We start from the raw sequence: 16,296 nt of genomic DNA, 5'->3' as shown, positions 1-16,296 counted from the left end.
CGGAGACAATCCCTGTCCCCGGGATGGATCATGTTGTCGTTCGCTTATGAGTGAACGTATGGAGATTTTGCCAGCGCGCCGATTCGGGTCAATTGAGAAAAACCGCCCGGGGTTTGAGTAAATGGTTAAGGCTTGCCCGAGGCAGCATTGCCGGATGTGGCGAAACGCTTTATGGCCGGCGTGGGCCTTAGCGCGCGCCCCGGCTCTTCACTGCGAGACGCTGAGCCGTCTCTTCCAGGCACGAAACCATGAGTTGCGCGCTGGGTGTCAGGCTGCGGTTGCGATTCCACAGCACACCGGCCGGTCGGAGCAGTTTGGGCAGGCTCAATGGAAGGATATGAAGAGGCTGCACGGTGTCGTTGGCAGGCGTGTCGGCCATCACGGCAATAAAATCCGAGACTTGCAGGTGCGCACGAACGACGTGAGTCGAGAGCGTCTCGATGTAATTGTTGGTCAGCGGCACGTCGTGCGCCTCGAGTGCCCGCTCCAGGGGATCGCGCAGTATCGAGCCGGGCGGCGGCAGTATCCAGGGGTAGGGGCGCAGGTCTGACCATTTGAGGGTTTTCCTGCGGGCCAACGGATGATGCGGGCCCGTCACCAGTGTCACCGGCTCCTCGAGGAGTTCCTTCTCTGCAAAGCTGCCAAGGGTATCCGGCGGTGGCAGGCGGCCTACGACCAGGTCGAGCCGACCTTGCCAGAGTTCAGGCAGCAGCGACGCCGTCGTACCTTCGATCACCGTCGCATTGGTGCCCGGCGACCGCTGCTTCAACAGGCTTAGGGCTTGCGCGACCAGCATGGAGGCCGAAGCAGGCAACATGCCGATATGAACTTTGCCCTCGGTCCCCGAACTCAGAGCTTTCAGCTCGTCGCGGGCCTGGTGCAGGATCGTCAACATCTCGCGCGCGTGACGAATGAGGCAATCGCCGTGCGGTGTGGGCACCAGGCCCTGAGCAGTGCGCGAAAAAAGCGTGAGTCCGAGCCCCCGTTCCAGTTCGGCCAGTGACTTAGATATGGCTGGCACGGTCACGTGAGTCACGTCGGCCACCTGGCTCAGATTGCGGTATGTGTCGATCGTCACGAGCAAGCGCAAGTGCCGCGCCTTCAAGTTGATCTGCAGGAACCAGTCAAGCTCTGACACTCCGTGTACCCCCCGGTTTTACCAACTCGTTAAGCCTACCGCAATTTTACTCAATCGACCGGGCGGCGAGCCACTGGCAAGATCCGGATGCGGCCAAGCAGGTCGGTCGGTGGGCCCGCGCACGCATTCAAAACAAATTTCGCAGACTCGCCGGTTCGACGGCGGACGGAGACAACCGATGACCCACTCCCTCGATCGCCGCCGCTTCTTGCGCAACGCGGGGCTTCTCGGACTCAGTGTTGCTACGGGCGGACTTGCCGCGCCGTATGTCGCGCGGGCGGCTGCGACGCAGATTCGGATCGTCAGCAATCCGGGGTTGGAGAACGCTACGCTGAACGCGTTGATGGACGAGATGGGCTATTTCAAGCAATTCGGTGTGAATGCAATGATGATCCAGATCCCCGGCGTCAGCGGCCCGTTCGATGCCATATCCGCCGGAACCGCGGATGTCTGCATGGTATCGGGTTACAACATGGTGTTATCGCGAATCGCGGAAGGCGCCAGAGTCAAGATCGTCGGCGCCGGTATGAAAAAGTGCGCGCTGACGGTCTTTGCAAGACCTGATGGAACGAAGACGCTCGCCGATCTGAAGGGCAAGACGGTCGCGGTAGGCCCTGCTCTGGGTCTGCTGCATACGCTAATGCTGCAACTCATGAAAGAGAAAGGCATCGATGCTTCGCAGGTGAATTTCGTCGACAAGGGAAGCAACGACCAGTGCTATGAGGCCGTCGTAAAGGGCGAGGCTGACGCCTGCTGCTCGAGCATCTCGCATCTGAACGACGAGGACGGGCTCGTGGCGATCAGCGAGGCCAACATGTGGCAGGCACTGCCGAAATGCATTTTCCAGACCGCCTACGCCTCCGATTCCGCGATCAGGGACAAGCATGAGGGCATGGTCGCGGTAATGGCCGCCTATGGGGCGCTCTACGACTACCTGATGTCGCCCGCAGCGCATGACGCCTTCTTCGAAGCGCGCAAGCACGCCCAGAAGACTTTCGACAAAACGTCGGCGCAGGCAATCTGGAATTTCAATCAAGCGCAGCGGCCTTACTCCAGGAATCTGTCGCTGACCGATGACGATATCGGTTATCTGCAGGACATGTTCATTGGTACGGGCAGCCTGATGCACAAGCAGGCCTTCGCCGTCGTGGCCGACATGTCGGCGGCGAACGCCGCGGCGAAACTGTCGGGTTGAGCGCTCGGGCGGGGACGGCCGGACTTCCGCATCAGCGCCTTGTCGAGGCGAAACTTAGCTCTGTGAAGCGCCTCGACCATGAAAAAAACCCAGAGGTTGGATCGGTGTCCAACCTCTGGGGTGTAGCTCATCAAGCCACCGCGTTGGCCGTCGTACTATGCGTGACGTCGTGGTCGCCCCGTGCGGTTTTGCTGTCCGCGCGGACAGCAGGTAGAGAATGCGTGACGACGCGCGAGCATTCGCACGAGACTCAGAATGTATGCCTGATACCCGCAATGACGGAAATCTGCGACCCGCCCGCGGGCGGGGTGGGGACGGGTGTAATGGTAGTCGCTGAAAGAGCGAGATTGCCGTCGTTATGGATGCGCTCTCCGGTCACATACAGGAACGTGCGCTTGGACAGCAAGTATTCGCCGCGCAAAACGATCACCAGTGCCTTATTGGGCGAATGATCGTATTTGAGTTGCGCCAGCATGCTGTCGAAATAAATGAACGGGGTCACGGGCACTGTGCCCGTCAACCAGAACAGGTTACTTTTCGGCGTCGCGATGCCTTCGTCATCGCGCCTGATCCAGCCGACGCCGAACTTGGCTTTGCTTATCTTGAAGTAGCCGCCCAGCGTGAACCGGCTATCTGTGAGTTTCGGCGACGTGAGTCCACCCCATGTTGCCGAGGTGCCGCCGTAGTTCCGCTCGTAGGAACTGGCGAGGCCCCAGGTATGTCCCTCGTATTTGATCATTGCCGAATATTCCCGGCATTGATTCGACGGTGTCGTTTCGCCCGGGCAATTCGAGGCGGCGGCGCTACCTCCATTGACGGCATCGCGGCCGAAACTATAGTTCACTCCCGCTTCGAAATCGCCGAGGAAATAGCGGTAGCTAATTGAGTTATCAGCCCGAGCGTTAGCAATTCCGTTATCAAGCGTGGTGAGGCCTTGTGCGCCCGTTCCGAATGGATTGATGAACGAGGTCGCATAAAACCGCATGGTGTATTGGCGGCCGAACGTCAGACGACCAAATTTTCCATCGAGACCGACATAGGATTGCCGTCCAAATAGACGACCGCCTTGCCTCGAGGTTCCGTTGCTTGGCATGAAGCCGCCTTGCAAGTCAAATATGGCCTTCGTGCCCCCGCCAAGATCCTCGCTACCGCGAATTCCGAAATAGGAGGTTGCAGTCCCGTCCCCTGTGCGGAAAACGTTGGTGGTAGCGGATTTACCCTTGGCCACATTGTTGACGTATTCGAATCCTTGATCGATCAAACCATATATGGTGACCATGCTAGCGCCTGCGGCCTTGCCATCCTCTTCGTCCTGCGCCCATGCCGGCGTAATGCCTATCAACGCGGCGCAGACACAAACTGCGGTCTTGTAATTCATGGTCGTCGCTGTCTCCTGTAGTGATCCACAATTTGCCCTGGCAGCGAGCTCGGGACGGTCGCCGTCCTGATGTAGACCACATTTTTCGTTTGTTTGTAACGCACTGAAATTTTGCCAGCGTGGCGCCACAGGCATATTGAATAAAACCGCGTTCGACTTGAGCGAATGGTTAAGGTGTGCTTTGAGGGACGGCCATCTGGATCCCTGACTGCGATGGCGTTTTCAACTCATGTCAATATCCCATTGCCGCGGACAATAATCGGTGGTCGACGGATTGAATCCGCAAGGTGAAGGAGACGTTCGAGTGACCGCGCGCTTGATCGGTCCGATGTCTGGAGTTGGCGGGCTGCTCCCCGATAGTGGCAATGCCGGATAGTGGTCATTCGTTCCTTGCCGGTTGCGATGTACCGCGACCGGCGACAATGGTGCGGCGGACGTCCGACGAACTGGAGGTCGCGAGAATGATCAATCTCGCGGCGCAGATTGGTGCACCAGTCATCGGACAGAAACCGTCATGCAGGATCAACAGCCAGTTTCGGGCATGGGGACTCTGGAATCAGGGAAACCTCATCGGACTCCCATACGTGCCGACGCGGACTTTCGGCCGCCGAAAAAAATGGGCGTGCTACTACACGTCTTTCGCCGGCACCGTTGCTGACGTTCCAATCGTATCGGGGCTGGAATGCGCCAGCACGTAGTTCACCAGCGCCTTCAGCTTGGCAGGCTGTTGGCGTCTGCTGGGGTAGTACAGGTAGAACCCCGGAAAAGTCGGTGAGAAGCTGCTCAAGACGCGCTTTAACTTCCTGGCCCGGATGTGAGGAAGCGCGAGCTGCTCGAACGTATACGCCAGGGCAATCCCATCCAGCGCAGCCTCAACCGAGAACAATGAGTCGCTGATAGTGAGATTGCCGCTGATCTCGTACTCGACGATACGGCCATCGACGGCGAGCTCCCACTTGTAAATTGCCCCGCTGCCTGAAAACCTGAATCGCACACAGTTGTGATGGATCAGATCGGATGGGTGCCGTGGCACGGGATGCTTCTTGAAGTAACGGGGGGATCCGACGATGGATACGCCAACCGGCCCACCGAGAGGCAGAGCGATCATATCTTTCTGAACACTCTCTCCCATTCGAATGCCAACGTCGAACCCTCTTTCGACGATGTCCACGTAGCCCTCATCATTCGTTAGCTCCACGTGGACGTCGGGATAGGCCTTCAGGAACCCGGCCAGCAGCGGCTGGAGGACCATGGCAGTCGAGATTCGCGCTGCGTTGATGCGCAGGATGCCCGATGGCCGACCCTGAAGCTCATGAAGCTGCTCCCCGGCTTCCAGCACGTCGCTTAACGCCGGCCCGATCCGGGACAGATATGCCTGTCCGGCTTCAGTGAGACTGACGCTGCGCGTGTTCCGGTTGAGAAGCCTGACGCCGAGCCGGGCCTCCAGGTGGCGGATCGCCTGACTGAGCGCAGAAGGCGAGACCTCGAGCGCTGCCGCGGCGGCAGAAAACCCGCGGTGCTCTGCGACCTTCCAGAATGCGAGCAGTCCATCAAGCTGATTGAGTCTCATACTTTGAAGAATATCTTCAAAGCGTGTTCAGTACCAGGGTGTTTTTCTTCTCAGTCAATCTGCCTAGAGTGAAGGGCAATGACTAAGGACTGGGAGTTTGAGCATGAGCAAAGTGTGGTTTATCACGGGTGCTGGCAGCGGGATCGGCGCTGGTACGGCCAAGGCCGCATTGAAGGCGGGTGATCGAGTCATTGCCACAGGGAGGAACCTGGACAAAGTGGGCAATGCCCTGAGCGACCTGGCCGGCGAGAACCTGGAGATTCTCCGGCTGGACGTCTCCGACGAGGTCCAGGTAGCGGCGGCGGTCGAAGAGACGCAAAGAAAGTTCGGTCATATCGACGTGGTCGTGAACAGTGCCGGGTACAGCCTCTTGGGCAATTACGAGGAACTGGGAACGCAAGACATTCAACACCTCTTTGCGACGAACTTCTGGGGCGTGAGTCATGTCATGCGGGCAGTGCTGCCGGTCATGCGCAAGCAGCGGTCCGGGCACATCATCAACGTCAGTTCCGTGGCAGGCGCTGTCGGCTTGATGCACTGCGGCGCCTACAGCGCAAGCAAGTTTGCGGTGGAGGGCCTTTCGCTCGCTGTGGCTGAGGAGGTCGGAAAGTTCGGCATCAAGATTACGGTGGTCGAGCCGGGATTCTTCCGCACGGATCTGCTGGACGCCGCCAACGCCAAGTGGCCCGACAAACGTATCGACGATTACGCAGCCGCCGAGGTCAGCGCCGAGGCGATGTGGTCTCCCTACGCGGGCAAGCAACCTGGCGATCCGAACAAGCTCGGCCACGTTTTGGTAGAGCTTGTGGGCATGGACACTCCGCCCAGGGTGTTCGTGGCCGGAAGCGATGCACTGGCGGCGGTCGGGCCAGCTGTCGAGGCCCGATTGAAGGCAGTGCACACCCATGAGGCGCTTTCCAGGTCGACGGACGGCAGCTTCTGATCGCGAAGCGAGGTGCACTTGCCACGACACACCTAACCTGCGAAGGACTGACCCATCATGAGCACGCTCCACGTCAACGGTGGTGAGCACACGGTCGACGTCGCCCCGGACACCCCCATTCTCTGGGCCTTGCGCGACACGCTGGGCATGACCGGCACGAAGTTCGGCTGCGGCGCCGCGCTGTGCGGCGCCTGCACCGTGCATCTGGACGGGCAGGCCATCCGCTCCTGCATTACGCCGATATCGGCGGCCCAGGGCAAGCAGATCACCACCATCGAAGCCACCACCAACGGCAGCGACAAAGTCGGCGCCGCCGTGCATGCAGCGTGGGTCAAGCACGACGTAGCGCAGTGCGGCTACTGCCAAAGTGGCCAAATCATGACCGCCACGGCGTTCCTGAAGTCGCTGCCCCGCGGCAAGCAGCCTACCGCCGTCGAGATCGACTCGGCCATGGCGGGCAACATTTGTCGCTGCGGCACCTACGCCCGCATTCGCGCCGCAGTGGCCGATGCCGCTAGGGCCCTGACCTGAAGGAGCCACCATGTTGCCTGAATTCGACTACAGCGAAATGCCACGTGCCCTGCAGCACCTGCTGACCAGGTGCCGCACTGGGGAAGCGGTCACGCTGCCGCGCCGCAGCTTCCTGAAGCTGGTGGGTGCCAGCGGACTGGCGCTTGGCGTGTTTCCCTACCCGGCCATAGGCCGAACCACCGGCAGCGGCCGGACGGCCAGCGCCTTGAAGCCGACGCAACAGCCATCGGCCTTTGTGCAAATCGGTCCCAAGGGCGAGGTCACGGTAACCATCAACCGCCTGGAGTTCGGCCAAGGTGTGCAAACCGGTTTGCCGATGATCCTGGCGGAGGAGCTCGACGCGGACTGGAATCTGGTGCGCAGCCGGCAGGGCTCGAACGACCCCGCCTACGTCGACCCGCTCTTCGGCATTCACCTCACCGGTGGTTCCCAGTCGATCAAGAACAGCTTCACGCAGTACCGGGAGCTCGGCGCGCGTGCCCGGGCCATGCTGCTGTCCGCGGCGGCAGCACGCTGGAAAGTGGACGTCGCCACGCTGCGCACGCGGGCCGGCACTGTGCTGGGCGCCGGTAACCGCAAGCTGAGCTACGGCGAACTGGCAGAAGCTGCGATGGCGCTACCCGTGCCCGAGAAGGTCACGCTGAAGAGCCCCAAGGACTTCTGCATCATTGGCCGCCCCACCACGCGCCTCGATGCGCGGGCCAAGAGCAGTGGACATCAGGAATACGGCATCGACACGCATCTGTCCGGCCAGCTCACCGCCGTGGTGGCGCATCCGCCCGTGTTCGGCGCGCGACTGACCACGGTGGACGACAGCGCTGCGCGCGCCATCAAGGGGATTAAGGCCGTGCTGCGCGTGCCGCTGGATCGCGGTGGCGAGGGTGTGGCCGTGGTGGCCGACGGCTATTGGCCGGCAAAGCAGGGGCGCGATGCGCTGAAGCTACAGTGGGACACGGCCTCGGTCGAGAAGGTGGATAGCGAACGGTTGCTGGCCCAGTACCGCGAGCAGGCTGGTCGCCCGGGCCCGCGCCAGTTCGACGCGGATATGGCACCGCTAGCTACCGCCCCACACCGGTTGGAAGCCGAGTTCGTGTTCCCCTACCTGGCCCACGCGCCGATGGAGCCACTGAACTGCACCGTCCAGCTGTCCGACGGGCTAGCCGAATTGTGGGTCGGCAGCCAGTGCCCCGGCCTGGACGCTGTCGCGGCCGCGCGCGTGCTGGGTCTCAAGCCCGAGCAGGTGAAAATGCATGTGCAGATGGCAGGCGGCGGCTTTGGCCGGCGTTTCGTGGGCACGAGCGACTACGTGGTCGAGGCATGCGAGGTCGCCAAGGCCGTCCGTTCCGCCGGCCTGAACGCGCCGGTGCGCACGCTCTGGAGCCGCGAGGACGACATCAAGGGCGGCTACTATCGCCCCATGCACCTGCACCACGCACGCATCGGCTTCGACGAGCGCGGCAAGGTGCTCGCGTGGGACCATGTCATTGTTGGCCAGTCCATTACCTCGGACACGGTATTCGAGGAATTCCAGGTGAAGAACGGCATCGACGCCACGGCCACCGAGGGCATGCGTCACCCCTATCCGCTGCCGGTGCGCCTGACCGTGCATCACCCCAAGACCAACGTCCCAGTGCTGTGGTGGCGCAGCGTGGGTTCCACCCACACTGCCTACGTGATGCAGACCCTGCTCGACGATATCGCGCGCGCCACAAAGCAGGACCCGGTGGCCTACCGTATGAGCCTGTTCGGTGACAAGCACTCGCGTCACCGCGCTGCGCTGAAGCTGGCGGTGGACAAGAGCGGCTACGGGAAGAAGCAGCTTCCCACCGGTCGCGCATGGGGCGTGGCCGTGCACGAGTCCTTCGACTCGGTGGTGGCCTATGTGGTGGAGGCCTCTTTGCAAGAGGGTCGTCCCGTACTGCACCGTGTCACGGGTGGGGTGCATTGCAATCTGGCCGTGAACCCGCGCAGTGTGGAGGCACAGGTGCAGGGTGCAGCGGTCATGGGGCTGTCGATGTGCCTGCCAGGCTCCGCCATCACGCTAAAGAACGGTGTCGTCGAGCAGAGCAACTTTGGCGACTTCACGGTGGCGCGCATCACCGACACGCCGACGTTCGATGTCCACATTGTGCCGAGCGCCGACGCACCCACCGGCATTGGCGAGCCCGGCCTGCCACCGCTGGCGCCCGCGTTTGCCAACGCCATTGCGAGCCTTACCGGCAAGCCGCAGCGCCAATTGCCGTTCAACCTGGCCTGACCCGTCATAGTCAGCAGCGGATATACCCAGGCATTGATCACGCAGATGGCCCAGAAGGTCGTTTGCATACGGCATCGCTCGATAGACCAGCAAATGTGCAGATGGCTCCGCTCACCGTCGACCGCCTATCGCTGAACGAACAGAAGATCACCCTTGAATTCATTGTGAACATGCTTGGGGTCCCAAGAGCCGGCATGACCGAAGCACCCGATCTGGACGACGTCATTCGCTTCAACGAAGCGATCGATCAGGCACTTGCTGAATCAGCAGCCCCCGGTTCTGTAGACGGGGTGCGAAGTTGCCGGGTAGTACATTCCGCTAGACGGTTAGTTGCGTTTCTTAATTCGCGAAAATGAACCGAGAGGTGAGCTAATACGGGAAGCAACATTGCTCCTTTCGTCATGCCTGAATCGGACCCGGCAGATTCCCGATCCGGCTATCGGCGATTCTTTCGGTCGCAGCCATCAATGCCTCCCGCGCCGGAACCGGCGGCCGGTCAGCTTACAGAGACCGCGTTCTAGCCCTGCAACAGATGCCCTTCCCTCTCGCCACTGGCCGACGCAAACGCGTCCGTACGAACTAACACCTTGCGCGATCGCCTTGCGGGACTACATTTAATCAATATCCGTCAAGACCATGTGGCGTGACACGAACGGCGAATCTCGGAATGTGTCTGCGGCGGTGCGATAAAAGGAGATACCAAATGGCAGAGATAGACAAGGAAGACGTCGTTGCGGTGCTGAACCGGATTCTCGAATCCGAGCTGGCCGGCGTCGTTCGATATACGCATTACTCGTTTCTTGTTTTCGGATTCGGACGCATTCCGATCAGATCCTGGCTGCGCGAGCAGGCCGACGAATCGCTGTTGCATGCACAGCAGGTCGGAGAGTGGATCACCACATTGGGCGCCTATCCGTCGCTTGCGATCGGTCCCCTCCTCGACTCGCACACATTCGATATCTCGTCGATCCTCCGCGAATCGCTGCAAGCCGAGAACCTAGCGCTGACGCTTTATCGCGAACTGCTCGCGCTGGTCGAGGACCGCTCCGTTGCACTCGAGGAGTTCGCCCGCCAGATGATCCATATCGAAGAGATGCACGCGGGCGAAGTCGACAAGATGCTGCGCCGCCCTGGAGAAGTGACGACGTCGACTGAACGTCAGGCGGGCCAACCCTGATCAAACGGACTATGGCGGCATGTGCGGGGCGCGCCACGGACGGCGGCGCGCCCCTTCGGGCTATCTGGCAGAAAGACCCAGCATGACACGCGCGTGGGCGGCGCTCGCCACCGGCCGGCCATATTCGCCGCACAACGAGGCCACGCGCGCAACCAGTTGCGCGTTGCTCTTCGCCAGCGTGTCCTTGTCCCAGCGCACATTGTCTTCCAGACCCGTGCGGCAGTGGCCGCCCAGTTCGAGAGTCCAGTGATTGACCTCCAACTGATGCCGTCCGATACCGGCGGCGGTCCACGTTGCGTCCGGCAGTAGCGCCTTGAGTTGTTTCACCTCGAACTCAAGAATCTCGCGACGCGCGGGCAGCGCATTTTTTACACCCATCACGAACTGAACGTGCACGGGAGATTTCAGCAGCCTTTGTTGCACGAGGTCCCCTGTGCTGTACAACATCGCCAGATCGAAGATCTCGATCTCCGGTTTGACATCGTGGTCGAGCATCATTTGCGCAAGCGCACGCACAAAGTCTGGCGGATTTTCATAGACAGTTGTCGGAAAATTGACAGAACCCGTTGCGAGCGATGCCATATCCGGGCGCAGATCGAGCATCGCGCCGCGTTGCTCGAACGAACGGCCACGACCGCCTGTCGAAAACTGAATGATGATGTCAGGACAGTGTTTCCGGATGCCCTCCTGGAGAGAGGCGAAGCTCGACCGGTCGGAACTGGAGTTCTCCTGCTCGTCGCGCACGTGCAGATGAACCAGCGATGCTCCGGCTTCGTACGCTTCGTGCGTGCTTTCAATCTGCTCGGAGATCGTGATCGGCACAGCCGGGTTATCCTTCTTGCGCGGAACTGAGCCTGTGATGGCAACGGAGATAATGCACGGTTCGCTCATGGCTCACACTCCAGTTCAAGGTTTACGTCCCGCCTATAGGGCGAGGGATCATGGCCGCGTGCCCGGCGAAATGCCGGTACACCACGTGTTCCAAGTCTAGTTCAAATGCGCGCGATGAGGACCACGTATTGGGGACAGACGGAACGCGAGAACGCCCGGCGGCTCGTCCGCGTTACTACAACTCATCGACGTGCGGCCCGTTGAGATGGCAGTTGAACAGCAAAAGGTAGCGCATGAAGTCGCCTCGTCAAGCCTATCGCCGACAGGCCTAGCTATAGCGAATCTGCCTAAGTCAAACCGCCCGCGACAGCTTCGCCGCCGTGAGTGTTCTGCTCAACCTCTCATCCAATTCGAGCGTCTCGACGAGTCTGCGATTAGGTACCTCAAGACCCTAGGGAATGCCCGGAGGCAAGGCCTCGATAAACTGCCCGCGCCTTCGATGTCCCAAGTAAAATCCCTTGCCCGCCGGTAGCCCAGACGCGTTATTGCCTGGCGTTCCGCTTGAAGACCACCCTGGGCATGTCGCCCACACCGCAGTGGCGAATCTAGAACCGGTGCGATACGGCGATGGCGCATGCAAACTGGCTGCGACTCGACGACGGCGCCGCGTTGAAGCCGTCGCCGATCGTCGCGGTTGCATTGATGACGTTGCCGGCGCCGGCGGTGCCCAGTGTCTGGCCATGCGCCCGCTGGAAGCCCTGCAGCGCGTACAGCATCGTGCGCGCCGAAAGGTTGTACGATTCCGCCAGATTGAACTGCTCGTACTGTGCCGCGCTGGCGATGCTGTTCGCTTTGGTCGCGCGCGTGATGCTATAGCCCGCCGCCAGGTCGGCTGCCGCGGTCGCGCGAAAATGCAGCACGGCGCCGACCGTGTTGAAGATCGCCTCGTCCCGGAACGCCGAGCCCACGCCAGGAATGTATTGAACGTTCGAATAGGATACCGACACATTCCACGCCGCCGAGAACGCGTAGGAGCCTGCGACCGCGACGCGCTGCTGGGCGGCCGCCGTCTGATAGCCATTGGTGAGCGCCGACACGCCAGGCTGGCCGCCCGAGTTCAAGGTCGAGTTTGCCCCCCAAGCGCCGCCTCCCAGCGTCGAGTTGTTGAATCGCTCGACGCCCGCGGCGACGCCCAGCGGCCCACTTGAATACCGGAGCGCAGCGCTCCAGCTCGAACCCCGGCTTAAACTGCCAGGCACCGCGCCAGGCGAGTAGGAGCCGCTGATGGTGAGGCCGTAAAACGCAGGCGACTTGTAGACAAGGGAGTTATTGACGCGGTATATCACGTCCAAATTGTCGATGTCACCGGCGTGCGCTCCGAAATAACCGGTTAGCCAGGTCGTGGGGCCATACGGACCCACCAGGGAGTAATACGAGGTGTACTGACGGCCTGCAGTAAGCGTACCGTAGCTCGCATTGGTCAGGCCCACGAACGCCTGTCTGCTGAACCCGGCATTCGCGAACTGCTGGGTGCCGCTAAGGAGGTTAACCCGGACTCAAGCGTAAACACGGCCAGTGTGCCACCCCCAAGATCCTCAATCCCCTTGAATCCAAGGCGATTGCCATTCCAGATATTCTGACCAAGCTTGACGTTGGAATGGCCGTTGACCGTCGAGCCGAGCGACGTCTGGCTGCTCTGGTAAACAAGCCCTGCATCGACAATCCCGTACATCGTGACACTGCTTTGCGCGAACGCGGGTGCGGCAACGCATACGGTGCCGAAGATAAAAAGCGCGCTGACATAGGCACCGTTGCTTTTCATTCAGATCCTTTTGCGGCGGAGGTATCTGTCTAGGCGCGCTACCGTGGGCCTGCGGCAGATCAGGAAGGGCGCACTGCATGATAGGCAAGTTATGCAGCGGGTGCTACCGGCGAAACAGGCGAATGTCGCGAAATTGGGGTGAGAAACGAGCTGCACGAGGCACGCGAGTTGCCAAGCCGACATTCCAACATGCGCTGCGCTGCCGATCGCCACTTTAGGCTGGCCGCAGTCGGTTTGGGGAAGTTGATCGGAACAATCGCACGGCAAAACCGTCAGTCGCTCGAATTGCGGACATCCCCATCGCGACCGAATTCCATCACAGTCAATGTCATACGCATGCCTCCCAACCATACGAATGATTCGCTCAATTCCGGGTTGCCGCAATAACACAGAGGATTGTCAGCGCGCACAGCCTACCGGCATGAACAAGAGATCAACCGGAGAGTGGTTCTCGCGGTGGGTTCGGCGCTCTTCCCTTCCTGTCGACAAACGTCCTCCAGGTAAGGCAAAACGATACATCAATTCGTTGCACCACCTTGCAGCTCGGAAGATGTCGATGTGACAACAGGCAGGGAAAACCTGACCTGCTCTCACGTCTCGATCTCGCAAACAGGCGACAGGAAAACCACGCATTCTGTTGCTGACCCGGTGGCGTTACTGTGTTTTCCACATCTAGCAAGGCTTTACCGTACAACTCGGCTCCAATAGCCGGAAGGATAATCGCACGACGAGCCACAGTATTCGAATCGCGCCACCAGTGTTGTACCGGACTTGCTTCACAAACGCATCACCATACGTCACCACCCGTGCCACAACGCGTAATCCCGTGGCGGATGCAAATCGTTCGACGCGCGAAACGAAGCTTCCCATTTTAGTGACTTGTCTCCTGGCTGCCCCCCATGGCCAAATGACGTCTATGATTTCGATTGATCCGCTGCCGCAGGTGAGCGCCGTTGTCGATGCAAGCGTGTCGCGCCAGCTCGCTGACCGCAACGGAGACGTTCGGACTGGAAGGAGCACCGAGTTTGTCCTGGGTTCTCACCTGAGGTTCCGCGTGGCCGCTCCCGGCAATTGCTAGTTGAGGAAAAACGCCAAGGCGCGGCGACGAGAACCGGTTGTGATCGGCAGGACGATCAATGGATCTGTGTATAGGAACTGAACATGCAAAATTCATCCAATGGCGATCTGTCGAGCGCTTTCATCGTGACACACCCGCTTGATCCGGAAGATGGGAAGATCACCGAGGCAATGCGCGCCGTGACCCGTTCCGCCAAAGGCATGCGGCTGGGAGTCGAGGGACGTGGCGCGTTCGACGCGATGATGGAACGCGTTTTACCCTACACGGGCGTGACATTCGAATCCGGATCGGTCGGCGGCATTCCTGGGCTGTGGGTCAACCCTGGAAATAGCCGGCCTGACGAAGCGATACTCCATCTTCACGGCGGTTGGTTCAACTTTGGATCCGCCAACGCATTCCGCCACCTCGTCGCCCAAATCGCCGGGAGGAGCGGAGTCAAGGCATTCGTCCCAGATTATCGGTTGGCGCCTGAACATCCTTTCCCCGCAGCAGTGGATGACGTGCTGTCCTGCTATCTTGGGCTCGGCGAGAGCGGCATTTCCCGGATTGCGGTTACCGGCGACTCGGCGGGTGGCAATCTTGCCTTGATCCTAGCTTCGCGCATCGCCAACGGAGAAGTCGCCGCGAAGGCGACACTCGTGGGCGCGGTTGCGTTGTCACCCGTTACAGATTTGACGCTCTCGGGCCCGACTTACGAAACCCGTGCGGACGCCGATCCGCTTTTCGCGCGCGCGCAAGTGTCGGAACTCGTCCATGCCTACTTGCGAGACGCTGACCCCAGACATCCCTTGGCTTCGCCGCTTCACGCGCCCGTGACCGGCTTGCCGCCCATCCGCGTTCACGTGGGAGACGATGAAGTCCTGCTGGACGATTCGCGCCTGTATGTCGAGCGTGCGGTCGCCGCAGGCGTCGATGCGCGAGTTGATGTCTGGTTGGGCATGCCGCACGGATTCCATGGCAGCATCGGAACGTTGAAGGCCTCGGCACAGGCTCTCGATGCCATCGGCAACTTTCTTACGGAGAGACTGCAGTCGGGTAGAGGCTCGTGAAGGGGCACCCGCATGGGTTGATCGACCGGGGACGCCGCCACATGAGAGACCATGTCTGCGCCCCGGATCGTGACCTCGCGAACGTCGCGCCGATCAAGCGCCGGCCGCGCGTCAAGGTCATCAATTGCACTCAGAAGAAGTGCATGATGCCAAAGTAGCCGCCTTGCTGGTTGTGCCCCGGCAGCGGTTGCGAATCGGCCGTTTCAACTGGGAACGCTGACGGCTTTCCGTTGAACATGGCCCCGACCGTCAGGTAGAGGAACGTCCGCTTGGACAGGTTGTAGGTTGAGCCGATGGCAGCAAGATTTCCGGTGCCGCCGCCGTGATTCACGTTGCCGTGATACCAGCCAGCCTGCAAGGCGAGTGCGGGGGTTGCCTGATAAGATGCACCAATCCACTCTTGCTGGCTCCGCGTCGCCGCGTAGGGGTTAAAAGAGTCGGCAACCGTATCCTGCCCTGACGAGACAAGCTGCTGATAGCCCGCGTAGAACTTCAGCCCACCGAGCTGGTAGGTGGCGCCTGCCATGTATTCACGCGACGCGGTGTACAGCCCCGAGAACTTTCCGTTGTCGTCGCGGAGTTCTTCGTACACTCCGTACGCAGCAAAGTTCACGAGCGTGTACTGTGCACTCACACTGAACTGACGTCCGCCCCGGAAGTTACCTGCCTCGTTGCCAAAACCGTCTTGTACCCGGAAAGAGAAGCCAGCCCAGATCGGCGAGTTGTAAGTAATGACGTTCGATCGGGGACCCCACGCCCGTCCGAAAGCGAAGTTTGCAATGCCTGTTCCCACCTGTTCTCCAAGCGGGTCAATATACCAGCCAGTTTCGTCGGTGAGACTCATCGCCCGTCCAAACCAGATGCTTCCAAACTTGTCGTTGGACAGGCCTACATACGCGTCGCGGGTAAAAAGCGAGTTGGGAAAAATCTCACCTGTTCCGGAAGTGAAGAGGCTTTCGAGTTTGAAGACTGCATGCAGACCTCCTCCGAGGTCTTCGTCGCCTTTCAGGCCGAACCAGCTGTATCCATACTGATTGCTGCCGAACCTGAAGTTGTTTTTTGACTGACCGTTCGGCGTCGCAACGTTGGTCACAAAGTCAATGCCCGCTGCGACGCGTCCATACAGGGTCACGGTGCTCTGCGCGTAACTATTGCAGACACCAAGTGCCATGACAGCCGCGCAGAAAATGATCTTTCTCATTTCGTTATCCTTACTTTAAAAAAGAGTCTCCAAAAATCGCTTGACGACCTCTTTCGGGTCGCTGCAATCGGCTTGCAAGGTCAGGCTGGTCGTAACCGGCTTCCCGCTCCAAGGTCCCAACCCCGA

At 60.3% G+C, this 16,296-nt stretch carries 11 protein-coding genes and 2 pseudogenes; 7 read left to right on the top strand and 6 right to left on the bottom strand.

The genetic code is table 11. The annotated features are described in order from the left end of the window. Positions 1–187: 187 nt before the first annotated feature. Positions 188–1,138 carry a LysR substrate-binding domain-containing protein gene (locus ACQKRQ_RS24740; protein WP_132379577.1) on the bottom strand — a complete coding sequence of 317 codons (951 nt, stop codon included), beginning with the start codon at positions 1,136–1,138 and terminating at the stop codon, positions 188–190. A gap of 109 nt (positions 1,139–1,247) precedes the next feature. On the opposite strand from ACQKRQ_RS24740, the gene ACQKRQ_RS24735 reads away from it, so the two are divergent. Beyond that, positions 1,248–2,333, top strand: coding sequence for an ABC transporter substrate-binding protein (locus tag ACQKRQ_RS24735; protein ID WP_427480034.1), 1,086 nt, complete (start codon positions 1,248–1,250; stop codon positions 2,331–2,333). Positions 2,334–2,583: 250 nt separating this feature from the next. Here the strand turns inward: ACQKRQ_RS24735 and ACQKRQ_RS24730 are convergent, their stop codons facing one another. Next, complete coding sequence (locus ACQKRQ_RS24730; RefSeq protein ID WP_427480032.1) at positions 2,584–3,711, bottom strand: porin; 1,128 nt, start codon at positions 3,709–3,711, stop codon at positions 2,584–2,586. A 628-nt stretch (positions 3,712–4,339) separates the two neighbouring features. After that, entirely contained in the window at positions 4,340–5,281 is a 942-nt protein-coding gene (locus ACQKRQ_RS24725; RefSeq protein WP_408434464.1) for a LysR family transcriptional regulator, read from the bottom strand. Between the two features lie 103 nt (positions 5,282–5,384). Here ACQKRQ_RS24725 and ACQKRQ_RS24720 point away from each other — a divergent pair, with 103 nt between their 5' ends. The 5 genes and pseudogenes from ACQKRQ_RS24720 to ACQKRQ_RS24700 all read left to right on the top strand — a co-directional run bounded on the left by ACQKRQ_RS24720 (position 5,385) and on the right by ACQKRQ_RS24700 (position 10,189). Continuing rightward, a complete protein-coding gene (locus tag ACQKRQ_RS24720) occupies positions 5,385–6,224 on the top strand; it encodes an SDR family oxidoreductase (protein ID WP_427480030.1) in 840 nt (279 codons plus the stop codon). A gap of 57 nt (positions 6,225–6,281) precedes the next feature. Next, complete coding sequence (locus ACQKRQ_RS24715) at positions 6,282–6,755, top strand: (2Fe-2S)-binding protein (RefSeq protein ID WP_427480029.1); 474 nt, start codon at positions 6,282–6,284, stop codon at positions 6,753–6,755. A gap of 10 nt (positions 6,756–6,765) precedes the next feature. After that, complete coding sequence (locus tag ACQKRQ_RS24710) at positions 6,766–9,012, top strand: molybdopterin cofactor-binding domain-containing protein (RefSeq protein WP_427480027.1); 2,247 nt, start codon at positions 6,766–6,768, stop codon at positions 9,010–9,012. 21 nt (positions 9,013–9,033) lie between these two features. Continuing rightward, positions 9,034–9,218, top strand: a pseudogene (locus tag ACQKRQ_RS24705) (Crp/Fnr family transcriptional regulator); the annotation flags it as partial. 497 nt (positions 9,219–9,715) lie between these two features. Then, a complete protein-coding gene (locus ACQKRQ_RS24700) occupies positions 9,716–10,189 on the top strand; it encodes a ferritin-like domain-containing protein (RefSeq protein WP_408291805.1) in 474 nt (157 codons plus the stop codon). A gap of 60 nt (positions 10,190–10,249) precedes the next feature. Here ACQKRQ_RS24700 and ACQKRQ_RS24695 read toward each other — a convergent pair whose 3' ends face one another. Together ACQKRQ_RS24695 and ACQKRQ_RS24690 are read right to left on the bottom strand one after the other, a co-directional pair. Then, positions 10,250–11,080, bottom strand: coding sequence for a 3-keto-5-aminohexanoate cleavage protein (locus tag ACQKRQ_RS24695; protein ID WP_427480025.1), 831 nt, complete (start codon positions 11,078–11,080; stop codon positions 10,250–10,252). Positions 11,081–11,625: 545 nt separating this feature from the next. Continuing rightward, a pseudogene (locus tag ACQKRQ_RS24690) lies at positions 11,626–12,842 on the bottom strand (porin). Between the two features lie 1,248 nt (positions 12,843–14,090). On the opposite strand from ACQKRQ_RS24690, the gene ACQKRQ_RS24685 reads away from it, so the two are divergent. Next, complete coding sequence (locus ACQKRQ_RS24685) at positions 14,091–14,969, top strand: alpha/beta hydrolase (RefSeq protein ID WP_427480023.1); 879 nt, start codon at positions 14,091–14,093, stop codon at positions 14,967–14,969. A gap of 130 nt (positions 14,970–15,099) precedes the next feature. On the opposite strand, the gene ACQKRQ_RS24680 is transcribed toward ACQKRQ_RS24685, so the two are convergent. Next, on the bottom strand, positions 15,100–16,170 hold the full coding sequence (locus ACQKRQ_RS24680; RefSeq protein WP_132379596.1) for a porin: 1,071 nt from the start codon (positions 16,168–16,170) through the stop codon (positions 15,100–15,102). Positions 16,171–16,296: the final 126 nt, after the last annotated feature.

Origin of the sequence: Paraburkholderia sp. NPDC080076, assembly GCF_050281145.1 — a bacterium.
Lineage (GTDB): Bacteria > Pseudomonadota > Gammaproteobacteria > Burkholderiales > Burkholderiaceae > Paraburkholderia.
This window is presented reverse-complemented; position numbering and strand designations above follow the sequence as displayed.